The following is a 16,850-nucleotide window of genomic DNA, read 5'->3' on the forward strand; positions in this document are numbered from 1 at the left end:
GAATATAAATACTACTAATGCAACTTCACAACCGGGAGGAACATGTATGCAACTAGACGAGATGAAGATCAGACAGGATGGACTGAACATCAGGATCATTCAAACAAAAAAGTTTAAAACAAACCAGCTAGTTTTAAAATTTAAATCACTTTTATCAGAAGAAAAGGTGACTGCGAGAGCATTATTACCATATGTGCTGCAAAGCAGTACTGAAAAGTGGCCGACGACAGCTTTATTCAGAAGTCATCTTGACGATTTGTATGGTGCCAGTGCATCGGTAGACGTGAATAAAAAGGGTGAGTATCATATCCTGACTTTTGCCGTGGATATTGCAAATGAAAAATATCTTCAGGACAATACGCCTTTAACAGAACAGGCACTGAACGTATTAAATGAAATGGTATTTCACCCCTTGTTAGAAGACGGGGCGTTCAGCCGAAAAGTTGTAGAGTCGGAAAAGAGAACACTTAATCAAAAATTAAAAGCAGTAAAAGATGATAAGATGCGCTACGCATCTCAGCGTCTCGTAGAGGAAATGTGCAGTGGAGAGGCATACGCTCTGCATCCAAACGGTATAGAATCTGAACTTGAAAAAATCACACCCGAAAAATTGATGGAAGCTTATCAACAGATGATCTCAAGTGATGAAGTAGACCTGTATATTGTAGGGGATATCGACAGCGGACAAATGGAAGAGCTTTGTAAGGAGAAGTTCTCCATTGCTTCAAGAGACAATGTTAAAGCCATTCAAAAAAATATCGCAATAGAAGACTCGAAAAAAATAATTGAAAAACAGCAGATCAAACAGGGTAAACTCAATATTGGCTACAGATCAAATACTTTTTACGGAGACAGCGATTATCTTTCAATGGCAGTGATGAACGGGATTCTTGGCGGCTTCCCGCATTCTAAACTGTTTATGAATGTGCGTGAAAAAGAAAGCCTGGCTTATTATGCAGCAAGCCGTCTTGAGAGTCATAAAGGCCTGATTGTCATTATGTCAGGTGTGGAACCGGCAAAAATTGAACGCGCTGAAACGATCATTGAAGAGCAGCTTGAAGCCATTAAAAATGGTGATATCAGTGATCAGGAGTTAAGTCAGACCAAGGCGGTTATGACAAATCAGATGCTTGAAACACTTGACTCCCCAAGAGGCATAATCGAAGTGCTGTATCAGGGGGAAACCGCAGGCATACCTGTAAAGATTCAGGACTGGTTTGATGGCATTGACCGTGTAACCAAAGAAGATGTGACAGAAGCGGCTAAAAAACTGCTGAAAGATACTACTTATATTTTGACGGCAAAGGAGGTGGCTGAAAGTGCATAAAAAAATGTTCGCTCAGCTGGATGAAGAACTATATATTGAAAAAATGACTAACGGTCTGCAGGTATGTATTCTTCCTAAAAAAGATTTTAATAAAACTTTCGCTACCTTTACAACAAAATACGGCTCCATTGATAATCAATTTATCCCACTCGGTGAAGAAGATTATATCCGTGTGCCGGATGGTGTTGCACATTTTCTCGAACATAAAATGTTTGAAAAAGAAGAAGGCGATGTGTTTCAGAAATTCAGTATGAACGGAGCTTCTGCAAATGCCTTTACTTCGTTTACAAGAACTGCATACCTGTTTTCAAGTACATCCAATTTTGAAAAGAACCTTGATGTGCTGATCGATTTTGTCCAGGCTCCTTACTTTACTGAAGAAACGGTTGAAAAAGAAAAAGGTATAATCGGTCAGGAAATTACGATGTATGATGACAACGCTGACTGGCGGCTATATTTTGGGGCGATAGAAAATATGTTTAAAAATCACCCTGTCAAAGTGGATATTGCAGGAACTGTTGAATCGATTTCTGAGATTACTAAAGATCACCTTTACCAGTGTTACAATACGTTTTATCATCCTTCTAATATGATGCTCTTTATTGTGGGGGCAGTGGATCCCGAGGAAGTCATGAACCATGTGAGGGATAATCAGTCTGCAAAAAGCTTTGAGCCTGAAGAAACAATTAACAGAAGATTCGCAGATGAACCGGATACCGTAAATAGAGTACACCATGAGTTAAAGATGGATGTACAGGTATCAAAATGTATGGTTGGGATTAAGTCTGATGCTAAAGAGATCAGTGGAAAAGAATTGATGAAAAAAGAACTGGCAGTGAATACAGCGCTTGATATTCTGTTTGGAAAAACCTCTAAGCATTACACGTCACTTTACGATGAAGGGTTAATTGACGATCACTTTTCATATGATTTTACACAGGAAAATAACTTTGGTTTTGCACTAGTGGGTAGTAACACACCTGATCCTGAAAAATTATCTGCTCAAATAAAAGAAATTCTATTAAATGAAGTCCAGTCACCTTCTATCACAGAAGATCAGCTGCAATCAGTTAAGAAAAAGAATATTGGCGGATTCCTGAGGTCACTTAATTCCCCTGAATTTATCGCCAACCAATTCACAAGATATGCATTCAATGATATGGACCTGTTTGAAGCTGTACCTGTTCTTGAAACACTGACACTTGATGATGTGCATAAAGCTTTCTCTTCGCTAGTACAGGAAGACAGGATTACAAGCTTCTATATATTGCCTAAAGAAAATGCCTAAAACTGTTCTGGTACTGGGAAGCAGTGGAGGTATCGGCTTTGAATTAAGCAAAAAGCTTTTATTATCGGGCCATACTGTCATAGGCCAATACTATCGCAACCATGAAAGCATCGAACGTTTAAAAGATTTCGCAGCAGAAGCTGATCAGCTGATTCCGCTTAGATTAAACCTGAATGACCGGGCAGAAGTCGATCAGGCAATCAGCTTTTCGTTGCAGCCTGATGCAGTTGTACATGCAGGAGGGCTGCATTATGAGGGGCTGTTTGAAGATACATCGGATGAGATAATGGAGATGTTATGGAACGTTCACCTTTATCAGCCTGCAAGAATGCTTAAAAAGCTGATTCCGAATATGCGCCATAAAAAAGGTGCTTCAATTGTTTTTGTCAGTTCGGTATGGGGTGAAACCGGAGCCTCCTATGAAGTCATGTATTCTGCAATTAAAGGTGCTCAGATCTCATTTATTAAAGCGCTTGGTAAAGAACTTGCGCCAAACGGGATCAGAGTGAATGCGGTGGCACCCGGGGCCGTCAGAACAGATATGACTGCTCATTACCCACAAGAAGTGATAAGCGGAATTGAACAGGAAATTCCTGCCGGCAGGTTTGCTGAACCAGAAGAAATTGCAGAAGCCATTATATTCTTAATGAGTGACCGTGCTTCATACATTCAATCTCACGTATTGTCAGTTAACGGCGGCTGGTACAGCTGAGAGGCATATTTACTTCACAAGCAGTACATACTACTGATGAGCCCGGATGGTGCATCAGTAAAGGAGGAGTATATATGTCAATTCTTGATAACTGGCAACAGTGGAAAGACTTCCTTGGTGAAAAAGTGATTACTGCTCAGAAAACCGGTATGGAAAAAGAGAAAATGTCAGAGGTAGCATTTCAGATCGGGGATTATTTAGCTAAAAATGTGGATCCTAAAAATGAGCAGGAAAGAGTACTTGCTGATCTATGGAAAGCTGCAGATGAAAATGAGCAGCATGTACTTGCTAATCTGATGATCCGTTTAGCCGGCGGTTCTGTCAGTCATTAATCTTTAAAAATGCCTTCCTGTCGACAAAGGAAGGCATTTTTCTGCTTATTTCGAAGCATTTTTTGTTTTTCCTTTTCTATTCCATGTAAATGCTTTATTATTAACGATATAGATAGGAAAGTTTTTATATTAAGGAGCTGGCACCATGGAGAAAAAGGAATGGTATCTCGAGTATGAAATTCAAAAAAACCGTCCCGGTCTGCTTGGTGATATTTCTTCCCTTCTGGGGATGCTTTCAATCAATATCGTGACGATTAATGGTGTCGATGAGGGTCGCAGAGGTATGCTGCTGTTAGCCCGGAGCGATGAGCAGATTGTCAGGCTTGAACTGATCCTAAGAACAATGGATACGATTCAAATGACTAAACTAAGAGAACCGAAACTGCGTGACAGAATGGCAGTCCGTCATGGCAGATATATACAAAGGGATGCAGATGACAAAAAAACGTTTAGGTTTATCCGTGATGAACTTGGCTTACTGGTTGATTTTATGGCAGAGCTATACAAACAGGATGGCCATAAGTTGATTGGAATCCGCGGTCTGCCTAGAGTAGGGAAAACAGAATCCATTGTAGCGGCAAGTGTATGTGCGAATAAAAAATGGCTGTTCGTCTCATCTACATTATTAAAACAGACTGTTCGTGATAAATTAATTGAAGATGAATACAATGAAAATAATTTGTTTATTATTGATGGGGTCGTATCGACCAGACGTGCATCAGAAAAACACTGGCAATTAGTCCGTGAAATTATGCGGATGCCATCAATAAAAGTAATTGAACATCCCGATATATTTGTTGAAAACAGCGAATATACCATTGAGGATTTCGATTATATTATAGAGCTGAGACATGATCCGGATGAAGAAATTACATACGAATTAATGCATAAGAATACAATGTTCAGCGGATCTGATTTCGGCGATTTTGGGGAATTTGAATTTTAAGTATTGGCAGGTGTAAACATTGACAGAACTAGGAAGCCGACTTAAAGAAGCAAGAGAGTCAAAAGGGTACTCTTTAGAAGAGCTTCAAGGCTTAACGAAAATACAAAAAAGATATCTCCAGGGAATTGAAGAAGGAGATTATTCAATGATGCCCGGAGCATTTTATGTCAGGGCTTTTATTAAGCAGTATGCCGAGGCTGTTGGTCTTGATGCAGAGGAACTTTTTGAGACTTATTCAAAAGACATTCCATCTAATCATGATGACAATGTCCCCTCACAGCTTTCCAGAGTCAAAACAAGAGGTCCAAGCAAAAAATCTTCTGCTGCTTTCAGGTTTATCCCAACGGCAGTGATGACGATCTTTGTGATTGGAATTTTTGTCCTGGCGTATTATCTTGTTCAGACATTCATGGCATCAGATGCCCAGGAGCCAGCTGAAAATGAAGAAGTGCAGCAGGAAGAACCGGTTTCTCTTGATCAGCCTGAAGACAGTGCTGAAGATCAGGAAAACAGCCCTGAAAGTGATAGTGTGGACACGGCAGAAGAACCTGTGGAAGCTGAACAGCCGCCAGAAGAGCCTGAAACGCCGCCTCTGACGATTGAGAGCACGGGTACAGAGGGCGAGACAACAAACTTTCAGGTGACTTCTACTGAAGGTCTGACAGTAACGATCAATACGAATACAACCTGGTTAGGTATTACAGATCAGTCAGGCAAACAGCTTGTAGGAGAAGAAATTTCCGGCACGTACACATTTGACGCAGCTGAACTTGACTGGTTCAGGTTAAGAATTGGCAGTGTTCCAGGTACGACTGTGGAAATTAACGGTGAACAGGTTGAGTTCGGCTTAACTGATGTCACTCCTCAAAATATGGTATTCCAGGTACAAAACCCTTCATAATCAATAAATAGTCATCCAGTGCGATGACTATTTTTTTGATCAGGGTTTGTTTACATAATAAATAAGGAAATGATTTAATAATAAGAAATTACAGGATATAAGAGGAGAGGTTTTATGAATACACCGAATAAAATTACGATATCGAGAATTTTTCTTATTCCGTTATTTATGATTATTATGCTAGTTGATTTTAATTGGGGAGACATTACTTTGCTTGGCGCTGACATGCCTGTCAGCCATTTGATCGGAGCACTTATATTTATTTTTGCAGCATCTACTGACTGGGTTGACGGTTATTATGCGAGAAAGTTTAACCAGGTGACAAACCTGGGGAAATTCCTTGATCCGCTTGCAGATAAACTGCTCGTTTCTGCAGCACTCATTATTCTGGTTGAGCTTCAAATGGCCCCATCATGGATTGTGATCCTGATTATCTCACGTGAGTTTGCTATTACCGGTCTCAGACTCGTTCTAGCAGGCTCTGGAGAAGTACATGCTGCTGCCATGCTCGGTAAAATTAAAATGTGGATGCAGATTGTTGCGATTTCTGCTCTGCTGCTGCACAACATATTCTTTACGATGTTTAATATCCCGTTTGATATCATTACACTTTATATCGCTGCGATCTTTACAGTCTGGTCAGGTGTGGATTATTTTGTTAAAAACTGGGGAGCTTTCCGCGACTCCAAGTAAGGAGATGGTTTGATGAATGCAGAAATAATTGCAGTAGGGTCAGAACTGCTTTTAGGACAGATTGCCAATACGAATGCGCAGTACATCTCTGCAAGATTTGCAGAGTCAGGGATCAATGTCTATTATCATACGGTTATTGGTGACAACAAGAACCGGCTCTTAAAAACGCTTGAAACTGCAGAAAGCCGCTCTGATTTAATTGTGATTACCGGTGGACTCGGTCCAACAAAAGATGATCTGACAAAGGAAACTGCAGCCGCTCATATTGGCTGCAGTCTTTCATATGATGAAAAATCTCTGGAGGCAATAGAGCAGTATTATATTCAGGTCGGTAAACCAATGACTGATAACAACAAAAAACAGGCACTTGTATTAGAAGGCAGTCACGTACTGTTTAACTTTTATGGAATGGCGCCAGGAATGGTTGCCCGAAAACAGGGAATCACTTATGTTCTCCTTCCAGGTCCTCCGAGAGAAATGAGGCCGATGGTTGCAAATCAGCTGCTTCCTTACTTAAATACCAATAACAGCAGCCGTTTAATTTATTCGAAAGTAATGAGGTTTTTCGGAATAGGGGAAGCTGAGCTCGAGTCACGAATTGAAGATATTCTGGATCAACAGACGAACCCGACGGTTGCACCGTTAGCTGAAGATGGGGAAGTAACACTCAGAATCACTTCTTCAAGTGATGACGAAGAAACAGGACGAAAACTAGTAAATGATATGATTCATAAGCTTGAACAAAGAGTAGGGGAATTCTGCTACGGCTATGACGCTCATAATCTGCTGTATAAAACCTCTGAATTGCTTACAGAAAAAGGTCTTACAATAGCTTCAGCAGAAAGCCTGACTGCCGGCTTGTTTTCCTCTGAACTCGCGTCTATTCCCGGTGCGAGTCAATATCTCTCGGGAAGCCTGACAGTATATAATAACAATATAAAAGAACAGGTTCTTGACGTGCCCGGAGATCTTCTTACACAGTACGGGGCAGTCAGCAGAGCATGTGCTGAGAATATGGCAATCAAAGTACAGGAGCGGTTCTCAAGCGATATAGGTATCAGTTTTACAGGTGTTGCCGGACCTGGAGATGATAATGGGATTGCTGAAGGTACAGTCTGGATAGGTGTCTCCTACAAAGAAACGGTATCTTCCTTTATGGTTACGCTGAAGGGTGATCGTAATTTCAAAAGAATCAGAGCAGTAAAACACGGAATGTATGCCCTCATTCAGCTTCTTGAGCAAAACAAAGGGCCGTTCGTAAGTGAAAATAAATAAGTTTTACTCAGCGTGAAGGCATAAGTCTGCTTTTATAAAAAAATGCGAATAAATGTTCGCTTTTTGCTTGTTATCTGTTCGCAAAAGGAGTATAGTAGAGTTAGGTTATGAGACGTCATCTAAGGCGTCTATATTAAAGGAGGAATTTATGTGAGTGATCGTCAGGCAGCGCTAGATATGGCGCTTAAGCAAATAGAAAAACAGTTCGGAAAAGGTTCTATTATGAAGCTTGGAGAACAGACTGACAGAAGAGTTAACACTGTATCAAGTGGTTCTGTATCTTTAGATGCAGCACTTGGTGTTGGCGGTTATCCACGTGGACGTGTAATTGAAATTTACGGTCCTGAAAGTTCAGGTAAAACAACAGTAGCACTGCACGCAATTGCTGAAGTTCAGGCAAATGGCGGTCAGGCTGCTTTTATAGACGCAGAACATGCGCTTGACCCGGTTTATGCTCAAAAACTGGGTGTAAATATAGATGAGCTTCTGTTATCCCAGCCGGATACCGGCGAACAGGCACTTGAGATCGCTGAAGCATTAGTAAGAAGTGGCGCAGTTGAAATCGTTATTGTCGATTCAGTAGCAGCACTTGTTCCTAAAGCAGAAATCGAAGGCGAAATGGGTGATTCCCATGTCGGTCTTCAGGCAAGACTGATGTCTCAGGCCCTCAGAAAACTTTCAGGTGCAATCAGCAAATCGAATACAATCGCAATCTTTATTAACCAGATCCGTGAAAAAGTCGGCGTGATGTTCGGCAGTCCTGAAACAACACCTGGTGGACGCGCGCTTAAATTCTATTCATCTGTCCGTCTTGACGTGCGCCGTGCTGAAACATTGAAGCAGGGTAATGACATGGTGGGTAACAAAACGCGTATTAAAGTTGTCAAAAATAAGGTTGCACCGCCATTCCGTATTGCAGAAGTTGATATTATGTACGGGGAAGGGATTTCTAAAGAAGGAGAAATCATTGACCTTGGTTCAGAGGCAGACATCGTTCAAAAGAGCGGTTCATGGTACTCTTACGAAGGAGAACGTCTTGGACAGGGAAGAGAAAATGCGAAGCAGTTCCTGAAAGAAAATACGGAACTTCGTCAGCAGATCCTTCTCAAAATCCGTGAGCATCACGGTATGGATCAGGCTCACAAAGCGCCTGAAAATGAAAAGAATGAAGCAGAGGCTGAAGATTTCAATCTGCTTGATGAAGAGTAAATATTGTAAAAAAGAGGCAGGAAAATGATTCCTGTCTCTTTTCTTATGAAAACTTATGAGGCAGATTATTCTAGGTTACTTGACAATGAAAATTTGCAGACTTAAAATTAAGATTGTATATTTTTCAATTTTTCTAATTGATTAGTAAATGTCATGAAGTCTTCTGAAGACATTCAGGAGATCCTGAAAAGACAAAGTGTGAAAAGAAAATAGCAAGAGGAGGTGAATACGATGGAAGGACTCGAAATCACCTTCATTTTGATTGGCATTATCGTCGGTGTGATTGTTGGGTATTTGATTCACAAATTCATGATGGATGCTAAAGTCGGCGGTGCAAAAGGTACTGTAGAACAAATCCTGGCTAACGGGAAACGCGAAGCAGAAGCACTGAAGAAAGAAGCACTGCTTGAAGCGAAAGACGAGAATCATAAGCTTCGTTCAGAAATTGAAGCAGAACTTCGTGAACGCAGAAATGAGTTGCAAAAGCAGGAGAACCGCCTGATGCAGCGGGAAGAAAATCTGGATCGAAAAGATGACTCGCTTAATAAGCGGGAGTCTATGCAGGAACGCAAAGATCAGTCTTTGCATGAAAGACAACAACATATTGAAGAGATGGAAAGCAAAGTGGAGGAGATGGTTCAAAAGCAAGAGCTTGAACTTGAACGTGTATCCGGTCTGACGCGCGAAGAAGCGAAGGCCATTATACTGGATCAGGTTGAGAAAGAACTGTCACAGGACATTGCAATTATGGTGAAGGAACAGGAAAACCGCGCAAAAGAAGAGTCAGAGAAGAAAGCAAGAGAATTACTTTCACTGGCAATTCAGAGATGTGCGGCAGACCATGTAGCTGAAACCACTGTTTCCGTCGTAAATCTGCCGAATGATGAAATGAAAGGACGCATCATCGGAAGAGAAGGACGAAACATCAGAACACTAGAAACACTGACAGGTATCGATCTGATTATTGATGATACGCCGGAAGCGGTTATTTTATCAGGATTTGATCCGATCAGAAGAGAAACAGCAAGAATTGCCCTCGAAAAACTTGTTCAGGACGGACGTATTCATCCAGCAAGAATTGAGGAAATGGTTGATAAGGCAAGACGTGAAGTGGATGAACATATTCGTGAGATTGGTGAACAGACGACATTTGATATCGGCGTTCACGGCCTCCACCCGGATCTGATTAAGATTCTCGGAAGGTTAAAATATCGTACGAGTTATGGCCAGAATGTTCTGAAGCATTCAACTGAAGTTGCATATCTCTCAGGTCTGCTCGCAGCAGAACTTGGTGAAGATGTAGCACTTGCAAGAAGAGCAGGACTACTGCATGATATCGGGAAAGCAATCGACCATGAAGTAGAAGGAAGCCATGTTGAAATTGGCGTTGAGCTTGCTACGAAATATAAAGAACACCCTGTTGTCATTAACAGTATCGCTTCTCACCACGGAGATTATGAAGCAACATCTGTTATCGCAGTACTGGTTGCTGCTGCAGATGCCCTCTCAGCAGCGCGCCCTGGTGCAAGAAGTGAAACACTTGAGAACTATATCAGACGCCTTGAGCGGCTTGAGGAGATCTCAGAAGGATATGAAGGTGTAGAGAAGTCATTCGCGATTCAGGCAGGTAGAGAAATTCGTATCATGGTGCGACCTGAACAGATCGATGATTTAACTGCTCATCGCCTTGCAAGAGATATCCGAAAGCAAATTGAAGAAGAGCTTAATTATCCAGGTCACATCAAAGTAACAGTGATTCGGGAAACAAGAGCAGTAGAATACGCAAAATAAAAATAGCGTTGTGCCTTTTAGGTGCAACGCTATTTTTTTGTGCGGGCTCAGGACTTATATGCTTTAGTGAAGTTGAAACCCGTCTTTAATCGTGCTAAAGTTTAGCTGAATAAAGTAAACGAAGAAAGAGGCATAACATGAAATTACTTTTTATTGGAGATGTAGTAGGTTCACCCGGAAGAGAAATGGTTGAAGAGTATCTTCCTCAGCTAAAAGAAAGACATAGTCCTGATATTACGATCGTAAATGGTGAAAATGCTGCATCAGGCAGAGGTATTACGCAAAAAATTTATGATCAGCTCCTTAGTGCAGGAGCAGATATCATCACATTGGGAAATCATACGTGGGACAATAAAGATCTTTTTAACTTTATAGATAAAGCTGATCAGCTTGTAAGACCTCTAAATTATCCAAAAGGCACGCCCGGAAAAGGGATTCGCTATTTTCAGGCAGGTAGTGCAGAAGTTGCTGTTGTAAATGCATTAGGCAGGACTTTTATGAACCCGGTTGATGATCCATTTCCGGCTGTAAGGCAGGCTGTTACAGAAGCGAAAAGACAGACTCCTTTTGTATTTGTAGACTTTCATGCTGAAGCTACAAGCGAGAAGCAGGCGATGGGCTGGTATCTCGATGGTAAAGCATCTGCAGTCGTTGGAACACATACACACGTTCAGACTGCTGATAACCGTATTCTTCCTGAGGGTACTGCATACTTATCAGATGTAGGAATGACAGGACCATATGATGCCATCCTGGGTATGGAGAGAGAGGCCGTATTAAAAAGATTTGTTACAGGTCTTCCTTCACGCTTCGAGGTACCTAAGACCGGGCGCGCGATACTAAGCGGCTGTCTGATTAGTCTGAACCGTAAAACGGGCAAGGCGGAATCAATTGAAAGATTATTAATTAATGAGGACCATCCATTTTAATTGAGTTTCCCGCAATCCTGCATAACTTCCCCTGATTCAGAATATAGTGAATGGACACTAGCATACGTTAGCGGTTGAGGAAGGGAGAACTGCAGTTGAATGTATTAAAAGTATCATCCAAATCGAATCCAAATTCAGTGGCAGGAGCATTAGCAGGAGTGTTAAGAGAAAAAGGATTCGTCGAAGTGCAGGCGATCGGAGCTGGAGCGCTGAATCAGGCAGTAAAAGCAGTGGCAATTTCACGTGGTTTTGTAGCTCCGTCCGGCATTGATCTGATCTGTATACCTGCTTTTACAGATATTCAGATCGAAGGTGAAGAAAGAACCGCCATCAAATTAATTATTGAACCCCGTTAGATGTAAAGAAGCTGTGACGATATCGTCACAGCTTCTTTGTGTACGATAAATATATTATGTCAACTAATTTTCGTTCTAAGGGTTGAATTTGTCTTCAGGCCTGTTTAAAAGGTGTCTCTGCCCTTTAAACATGATAGAATGATCAATGATGAATTTATACATAATGCGTAAGTTTAAGGAGAGATAAAATATGAAACAGCAGCTTTCCTGGAAAGTAGGCGGACAGCAGGGAGAAGGAATCGAGAGTACCGGGGAAATCTTCTCTATGGCTATGAACCGTCTTGGTTACTTCCTGTATGGATACCGTCACTTTTCTTCAAGAATTAAAGGCGGTCATACAAATAATAAAATCAGAGTGAGTACAAAACGAGTAAGAGCGGTAGAAGACCGTCTTGATATATTAGTAGCTTTTGATCAGGAAACAATCGATGTTAATTATCATGAAATGGGATCAGGCGGAATTATTATTGCTGATGCAAAATTTAAGCCCGTTAACCCTGATGATTGTCAGGCGGAGCTGATTATCGTTCCATTTACAGAAATTGCGTCCGGCCTGGGTACCTCCCTGATGAAAAACATGGTTGCAATTGGGTCGACGTGTGCAATCATGGATCTCCCGGTCGCAGTATTCACAGGGGTATTGCAGGAGACATTTAAAAGAAAAGGGGAAGTCGTCGTCCAGAAAAACATGGAGGCGATTGAAGCGGGCTTTAGGTCAGCTTCTGAACTGCTTGGTGAAAAGAGAGGTTCACATAAACTCGCTGAAGCTGATGGCATTCAGCGCATGTATATGATCGGTAATGACGCCATTGCACTTGGTGCTATAGCAGCAGGCGTAAGATTCATGGCGGCATATCCAATTACTCCGGCTTCTGAGATTATGGAGTATCTGATTAAAAAACTGCCTGCGCTCGGCGGAGCAGTCATTCAGACTGAAGATGAAATCGCAGCCGCAACGATGGCAATCGGTTCTAACTATGCAGGCGTCAGAGCGTTGACAGCTTCAGCAGGCCCAGGTCTCTCACTGATGATGGAATCAATTGGTCTGTCAGGTATGACGGAGCAGCCGTTGGTGATTATTGATACACAGCGTGGCGGCCCATCCACTGGGCTGCCCACAAAGCAGGAACAATCTGACCTTATGCAGATGATCTATGGCTCACACGGAGATATCCCGAAGATCGTACTTGCTCCAAGTACCGCTGAAGAGGCATTCTATGACACGATTGACGCGTTCAACCTTGCAGAAACTTATCAGTGTCCGGTTATTGTGTTATCAGACCTGCAGCTTTCATTAGGAAAGCAGTCTGTAGATCCGCTCAATTACGCTAAAGTTCAAATTGGCCGCGGTAAACTCGTTTCAGATGAAGGTGAACTTGATGAACTCGAACCGAAACAGTATTTTAAACGTTATGAACTCACAGAAGATGGTGTGTCAAAGCGTGTACTTCCAGGGATGAAAAACGGTATTCATCACGTTACAGGTGTAGAGCACGATGAGACAGGTAAACCGTCTGAATCCTCTTTAAACCGTCAGATGCAAATGGATAAACGGATGAGAAAACTTGAGCATGTGGAACTTCATAAAGCGGTAGATATTGATAATGCCAAGCACGGCGAAGCAGACATTTTGTTAATTGGTTTTAATTCCACCAGAGGAGCTTTAGAAGAAGCGCAGCAAAGACTTGAAGCAGACGGTCTGAAAGTCAATCATGCACATATCAGGCTGATGCATCCGTTCCCGGCGGATAAATTATTGCCTTTAATGGAAAGTGCGAAAAAAGTTGTGGTAGCTGAACATAATGCTACAGGTCAACTTGCATCGCTGATTAAAATGAATGTTGGTATGGCTGCAAAAATTCACAGCTTAAAAAAATATGACGGTACACCATTTCTGCCATCTGAGGTTGAGCTGTTAACAAAGGAGCTGATATAAATGGTGACATTTAAAGATTTTAGAAATAACGTAAAACCAAACTGGTGTCCCGGCTGCGGGGATTTCTCAGTGCAGGCAGCTATACAGCGCGCTTCAGCAAACGTTGGACTGACACCAGAAAATCTGGCAGTCGTATCAGGAATCGGTTGCTCCGGACGTATTTCAGGTTATATTAATTCTTATGGTTTCCATAGTATTCACGGCCGCGCGCTGCCGCTGGCTCAGGGAGTGAAAATGGCTAACCGTGACCTGACAGTCATCGCCTCAGGCGGGGATGGTGACGGGTTCGCCATTGGCCTTGGTCATACAATTCATGCAATCAGAAGAAACATTGATATGACCTACATTGTGATGGATAACCAGATATACGGGTTAACTAAAGGACAAACATCTCCAAGATCTTCTGCAGGTTTTAAAACCAAGTCAACACCGAAGGGCGCGATTGAACCATCTATTAACCCGATGGAAATGGCATTAACATCCGGTGCAACTTTTGTAGCCCAGGGTTTTTCGTCTGATCTAAAAGAACTGACAAGTCTGATTGAACAGGGGCTCAACCATAAGGGGTTCTCATTAATTAACGTATTCAGCCCTTGTGTGACTTATAATAAAGTCAATACTTATGACTGGTTTAAAGAAAATCTGGTGAAACTTTCAGATATTGAAGATTACGATCACGGCAATAAAGAATCGGCAATGCAGATGTTAATGAAGCATGATGGCCTTGTAACAGGCCTGATTTATCATGATTCTGAACAGCCTTCTTACCAGGAGTTGATTGACGGGTATGATGAAAAACCGTTAAGCCATCAGAACCTGAACTTAGATGAGGATTATTTTAATCATCTGGTGAAAGAATTTATGTAAATTTTTAAGCGCACGCTCAGGCAGCGTGCGCTTTTTAAAACGTTAGTCCAGCTAATTGAGTCAATTTGGCGACAACAGTAAGGAGAATGTTGTCAGTCAGTCACTTACCATTTATACTTAGATAACATGGGTTTTTTACATGAATATAAAGGTCCTGATACCCGCTTCGGGTTTTAAAAGCATTCAGGATCATTCAGATAGAAAGGGGACATTTCAGATGAATGAAGAGCAGCGACTTGCCAGTCAAGAGGCTACTCAGACATCTCCTGGACAGAAAAAGGAAAAAGACTACAGTCAATACTTCCAGACTGTCTACAGCCCGCCATCGTTAAAAGATGCCAAAAGACGCGGTAAAGAAGATGTAAACTATCATGAAGATTTTAAAATAGATGAGAAACTTCAAGGGATGGGCGAAGGCAGAAAATTCTATATTCGCACGTATGGCTGTCAGATGAATGAACATGATACCGAGGTTATGGCGGGGATCTTCCTCCAGCTTGGGTATGAAGCAACTGACACGACAGAAGATGCGGACGTCATTTTACTGAACACATGCGCGATTCGTGAAAACGCTGAAAATAAAGTGTTTGGTGAAATCGGGCATCTGAAACCACTGAAACTTGAAAGGCCGGATTTACTAATCGGTGTTTGTGGGTGTATGTCCCAGGAAGAATCAGTCGTCAACAAAATACTTAAAACGCATCCGCACATCGATATGATTTTCGGTACTCATAACATTCACAGGCTCCCTAACATTCTGAATGAAGCATATATGAGTAAAGAAATGGTGATTGAAGTATGGTCCAAAGAAGGAGACGTCATTGAAAACCTTCCGAAAGTAAGAAAAGGTGCGATCAAGGGCTGGGTTAATATCATGTATGGCTGTGATAAGTTCTGTACCTATTGTATTGTCCCTTATACAAGAGGGAAAGAGCGAAGCAGGAGGCCTGAAGACATTATTCAGGAAGTCAGACACCTTGCTGCACAGGGATATCAGGAGATTACACTGCTGGGCCAAAACGTAAATGCATACGGAAAAGATTTAAAGGATATGGATTATGGGCTTGGTCAGCTGATGGATGAACTCCGTAAAATTGATATTCCAAGAATCAGGTTCACAACAAGTCACCCGAGAGACTTTGATGATTATCTGATTGAAGTACTTGCAAAAGGCGGTAACTTGGTAGAGCATATCCATTTACCGGTGCAGCACGGGTCTTCGGAAGTTCTGAAGTTAATGGCGAGAAAATATACGCGTGAACAATTCCTGACGCTTGCAGCTAAAATCAAAAAAGCCATTCCTGGTGCTGTATTAACGACTGATATTATTGTCGGCTTCCCGAATGAAACGGAAGCACAGTTTGAAGAAACATTATCACTTTATAAAGAAGTTGGTTTTGAAACAGCCTTTACTTATATTTATTCTCCGCGTGAAGGAACACCTGCTGCGCGTATGAAAGATAATGTGCCAATGGAAGTTAAAAAAGAGCGTCTGCAGCGCTTAAATAACTTAGTAAATGAAATGTCATTAAAAGCAATGAAGAATCTTGAAGGACAAACAATGGAAGTGCTTGTAGAAGGGGAAAGCAGAAAAAATCCTGAAGTGCTTTCCGGCTATACAAGAACAAGTAAACTTGTTAACTTCAGGGGTCCAAAACAAATTGTCGGAAACAGAGTCATGGTAAAAATAACAGATGCTAAAACCTGGAGCCTGAATGGTGAATTGGTCACAGCAGAAGAACCAGCAGGGGTGAATGGATAATGGAAAAGAAATATACAAAAAAAGAAATTATCGCAAAAGCTAAAGATCTTGCACAAATGATTACAGAGACTGAAGAAGTGGACTTCTTTAAGCGTGCGGAAGCTCAGATTCAGGAAAACCAGAAAATCAGAGAAAAAATTGCAAGCTTGAAAAGTCTTCAAAAACAAGCTGTTAACTTTCAGCATTACGGTAAGCACGAAGCACTTAAGATGATCGAAGCAAAGATTGAAAAAGTTGAAAAAGAAATTGATGAGATTCCGATTGTACAGGAATTTAAACAATCGCAGACTGAAGTGAATGATCTTCTGCAAATGGTTGCTAACACGGTATCCAATACGGTAACGGACGAAATTATCCGTCAGACAGGCGGAGATGTACTAAAAGGTGAAACAGGAGCACAGGTTCAAAATGGTGCAGGCGGCAGCTGTTCATAATGGTAAAAAGCGGCAGGGTTACGATTTCCCTGCTGCTTTTTTATGATATTATGTTCAGAAAATTGACAATGATCATAATATTTGATAAAAAT

General features: G+C 41.6%; 16 protein-coding genes. All 16 read left to right on the plus strand.

What is annotated here, in order from left to right:
* Positions 1-46 precede the first annotated feature (46 nt).
* The 16 genes from yfmF to JOD21_RS12835 all read left to right on the plus strand — a co-directional run bounded on the left by yfmF (position 47) and on the right by JOD21_RS12835 (position 16,758).
* Positions 47-1,327 (plus strand): EF-P 5-aminopentanol modification-associated protein YfmF, encoded by a 1,281-nt coding sequence (gene yfmF / locus JOD21_RS12760; protein WP_204729981.1) that lies wholly within the window; start codon positions 47-49, stop codon positions 1,325-1,327.
* Entirely contained in the window at positions 1,320-2,615 is a 1,296-nt protein-coding gene (yfmH, locus tag JOD21_RS12765) for an EF-P 5-aminopentanol modification-associated protein YfmH (protein ID WP_204729982.1), read from the plus strand. Before yfmF ends, yfmH begins: the two co-directional genes overlap by 8 nt.
* Positions 2,608-3,327 (plus strand): elongation factor P 5-aminopentanone reductase, encoded by a 720-nt coding sequence (ymfI, locus tag JOD21_RS12770; RefSeq protein ID WP_204729983.1) that lies wholly within the window; start codon positions 2,608-2,610, stop codon positions 3,325-3,327. The genes yfmH and ymfI overlap by 8 nt, the downstream gene beginning before the upstream one ends.
* Before the next feature lie 74 nt (positions 3,328-3,401).
* Complete coding sequence (locus JOD21_RS12775) at positions 3,402-3,659, plus strand: DUF3243 domain-containing protein (RefSeq protein ID WP_041122457.1); 258 nt, start codon at positions 3,402-3,404, stop codon at positions 3,657-3,659.
* Between the two features lie 145 nt (positions 3,660-3,804).
* Entirely contained in the window at positions 3,805-4,605 is an 801-nt protein-coding gene (locus tag JOD21_RS12780) for a DUF3388 domain-containing protein (RefSeq protein ID WP_041122458.1), read from the plus strand.
* Positions 4,606-4,624: 19 nt separating this feature from the next.
* Positions 4,625-5,506, plus strand: a complete 882-nt coding sequence (locus tag JOD21_RS12785; RefSeq protein ID WP_204729984.1) for a helix-turn-helix domain-containing protein — start codon at positions 4,625-4,627, stop codon at positions 5,504-5,506.
* 114 nt (positions 5,507-5,620) lie between these two features.
* Positions 5,621-6,199, plus strand: coding sequence for a CDP-diacylglycerol--glycerol-3-phosphate 3-phosphatidyltransferase (pgsA, locus tag JOD21_RS12790; protein WP_204729985.1), 579 nt, complete (start codon positions 5,621-5,623; stop codon positions 6,197-6,199).
* A gap of 12 nt (positions 6,200-6,211) precedes the next feature.
* Positions 6,212-7,474, plus strand: a complete 1,263-nt coding sequence (locus JOD21_RS12795) for a competence/damage-inducible protein A (RefSeq protein WP_204729986.1) — start codon at positions 6,212-6,214, stop codon at positions 7,472-7,474.
* Positions 7,475-7,624: 150 nt separating this feature from the next.
* Positions 7,625-8,683 carry a recombinase RecA gene (gene recA, locus JOD21_RS12800; RefSeq protein WP_204729987.1) on the plus strand — a complete coding sequence of 353 codons (1,059 nt, stop codon included), beginning with the start codon at positions 7,625-7,627 and terminating at the stop codon, positions 8,681-8,683.
* 231 nt (positions 8,684-8,914) lie between these two features.
* Positions 8,915-10,474: a ribonuclease Y gene (gene rny, locus JOD21_RS12805; protein WP_204729988.1), complete on the plus strand. Its 1,560-nt coding sequence runs from the start codon at positions 8,915-8,917 to the stop codon at positions 10,472-10,474.
* Between the two features lie 137 nt (positions 10,475-10,611).
* The gene (locus JOD21_RS12810; RefSeq protein WP_204729989.1) at positions 10,612-11,403 is read left to right on the plus strand and encodes a TIGR00282 family metallophosphoesterase; all 792 of its coding nucleotides are present in this window, start codon (positions 10,612-10,614) and stop codon (positions 11,401-11,403) included.
* 95 nt (positions 11,404-11,498) lie between these two features.
* Positions 11,499-11,759 carry a stage V sporulation protein S gene (locus tag JOD21_RS12815; protein ID WP_041122465.1) on the plus strand — a complete coding sequence of 87 codons (261 nt, stop codon included), beginning with the start codon at positions 11,499-11,501 and terminating at the stop codon, positions 11,757-11,759.
* 190 nt (positions 11,760-11,949) lie between these two features.
* Positions 11,950-13,695 (plus strand): 2-oxoacid:acceptor oxidoreductase subunit alpha, encoded by a 1,746-nt coding sequence (locus JOD21_RS12820; protein WP_204729990.1) that lies wholly within the window; start codon positions 11,950-11,952, stop codon positions 13,693-13,695.
* A complete protein-coding gene (locus JOD21_RS12825) occupies positions 13,696-14,562 on the plus strand; it encodes a 2-oxoacid:ferredoxin oxidoreductase subunit beta (RefSeq protein ID WP_204729991.1) in 867 nt (288 codons plus the stop codon). It abuts the gene before it with no gap.
* 217 nt (positions 14,563-14,779) lie between these two features.
* Positions 14,780-16,324: a tRNA (N6-isopentenyl adenosine(37)-C2)-methylthiotransferase MiaB gene (gene miaB, locus JOD21_RS12830; protein WP_204729992.1), complete on the plus strand. Its 1,545-nt coding sequence runs from the start codon at positions 14,780-14,782 to the stop codon at positions 16,322-16,324.
* The gene (locus tag JOD21_RS12835; protein WP_204729993.1) at positions 16,324-16,758 is read left to right on the plus strand and encodes a YlbF/YmcA family competence regulator; all 435 of its coding nucleotides are present in this window, start codon (positions 16,324-16,326) and stop codon (positions 16,756-16,758) included. Before miaB ends, JOD21_RS12835 begins: the two co-directional genes overlap by 1 nt.
* The last annotated feature ends 92 nt before the right edge of the window (positions 16,759-16,850 follow it).

The organism is Jeotgalibacillus terrae (assembly GCF_016908195.1).
GTDB lineage: Bacteria > Bacillota > Bacilli > Bacillales > Jeotgalibacillaceae > Jeotgalibacillus > Jeotgalibacillus terrae.

Excerpts from the sequence above, each read along its gene's own strand:
- yfmF (WP_204729981.1), top strand. The coding sequence starts at position 47 with ATGCAACTAGACGAGATGAAGATCAGACAGGATGGACTGAACATCAGG.
- ymfI (WP_204729983.1), top strand. The coding sequence starts at position 2,608 with ATGCCTAAAACTGTTCTGGTACTGGGAAGCAGTGGAGGTATCGGCTTT.
- JOD21_RS12775 (WP_041122457.1), top strand. The coding sequence starts at position 3,402 with ATGTCAATTCTTGATAACTGGCAACAGTGGAAAGACTTCCTTGGTGAA.
- JOD21_RS12780 (WP_041122458.1), top strand. The coding sequence starts at position 3,805 with ATGGAGAAAAAGGAATGGTATCTCGAGTATGAAATTCAAAAAAACCGT.
- pgsA (WP_204729985.1), top strand. The coding sequence starts at position 5,621 with ATGAATACACCGAATAAAATTACGATATCGAGAATTTTTCTTATTCCG.
- JOD21_RS12795 (WP_204729986.1), top strand. The coding sequence starts at position 6,212 with ATGAATGCAGAAATAATTGCAGTAGGGTCAGAACTGCTTTTAGGACAG.
- rny (WP_204729988.1), top strand. The coding sequence starts at position 8,915 with ATGGAAGGACTCGAAATCACCTTCATTTTGATTGGCATTATCGTCGGT.
- JOD21_RS12810 (WP_204729989.1), top strand. The coding sequence starts at position 10,612 with ATGAAATTACTTTTTATTGGAGATGTAGTAGGTTCACCCGGAAGAGAA.
- JOD21_RS12820 (WP_204729990.1), top strand. The coding sequence starts at position 11,950 with ATGAAACAGCAGCTTTCCTGGAAAGTAGGCGGACAGCAGGGAGAAGGA.
- JOD21_RS12825 (WP_204729991.1), top strand. The coding sequence starts at position 13,696 with ATGGTGACATTTAAAGATTTTAGAAATAACGTAAAACCAAACTGGTGT.
- miaB (WP_204729992.1), top strand. The coding sequence starts at position 14,780 with ATGAATGAAGAGCAGCGACTTGCCAGTCAAGAGGCTACTCAGACATCT.
- JOD21_RS12835 (WP_204729993.1), top strand. The coding sequence starts at position 16,324 with ATGGAAAAGAAATATACAAAAAAAGAAATTATCGCAAAAGCTAAAGAT.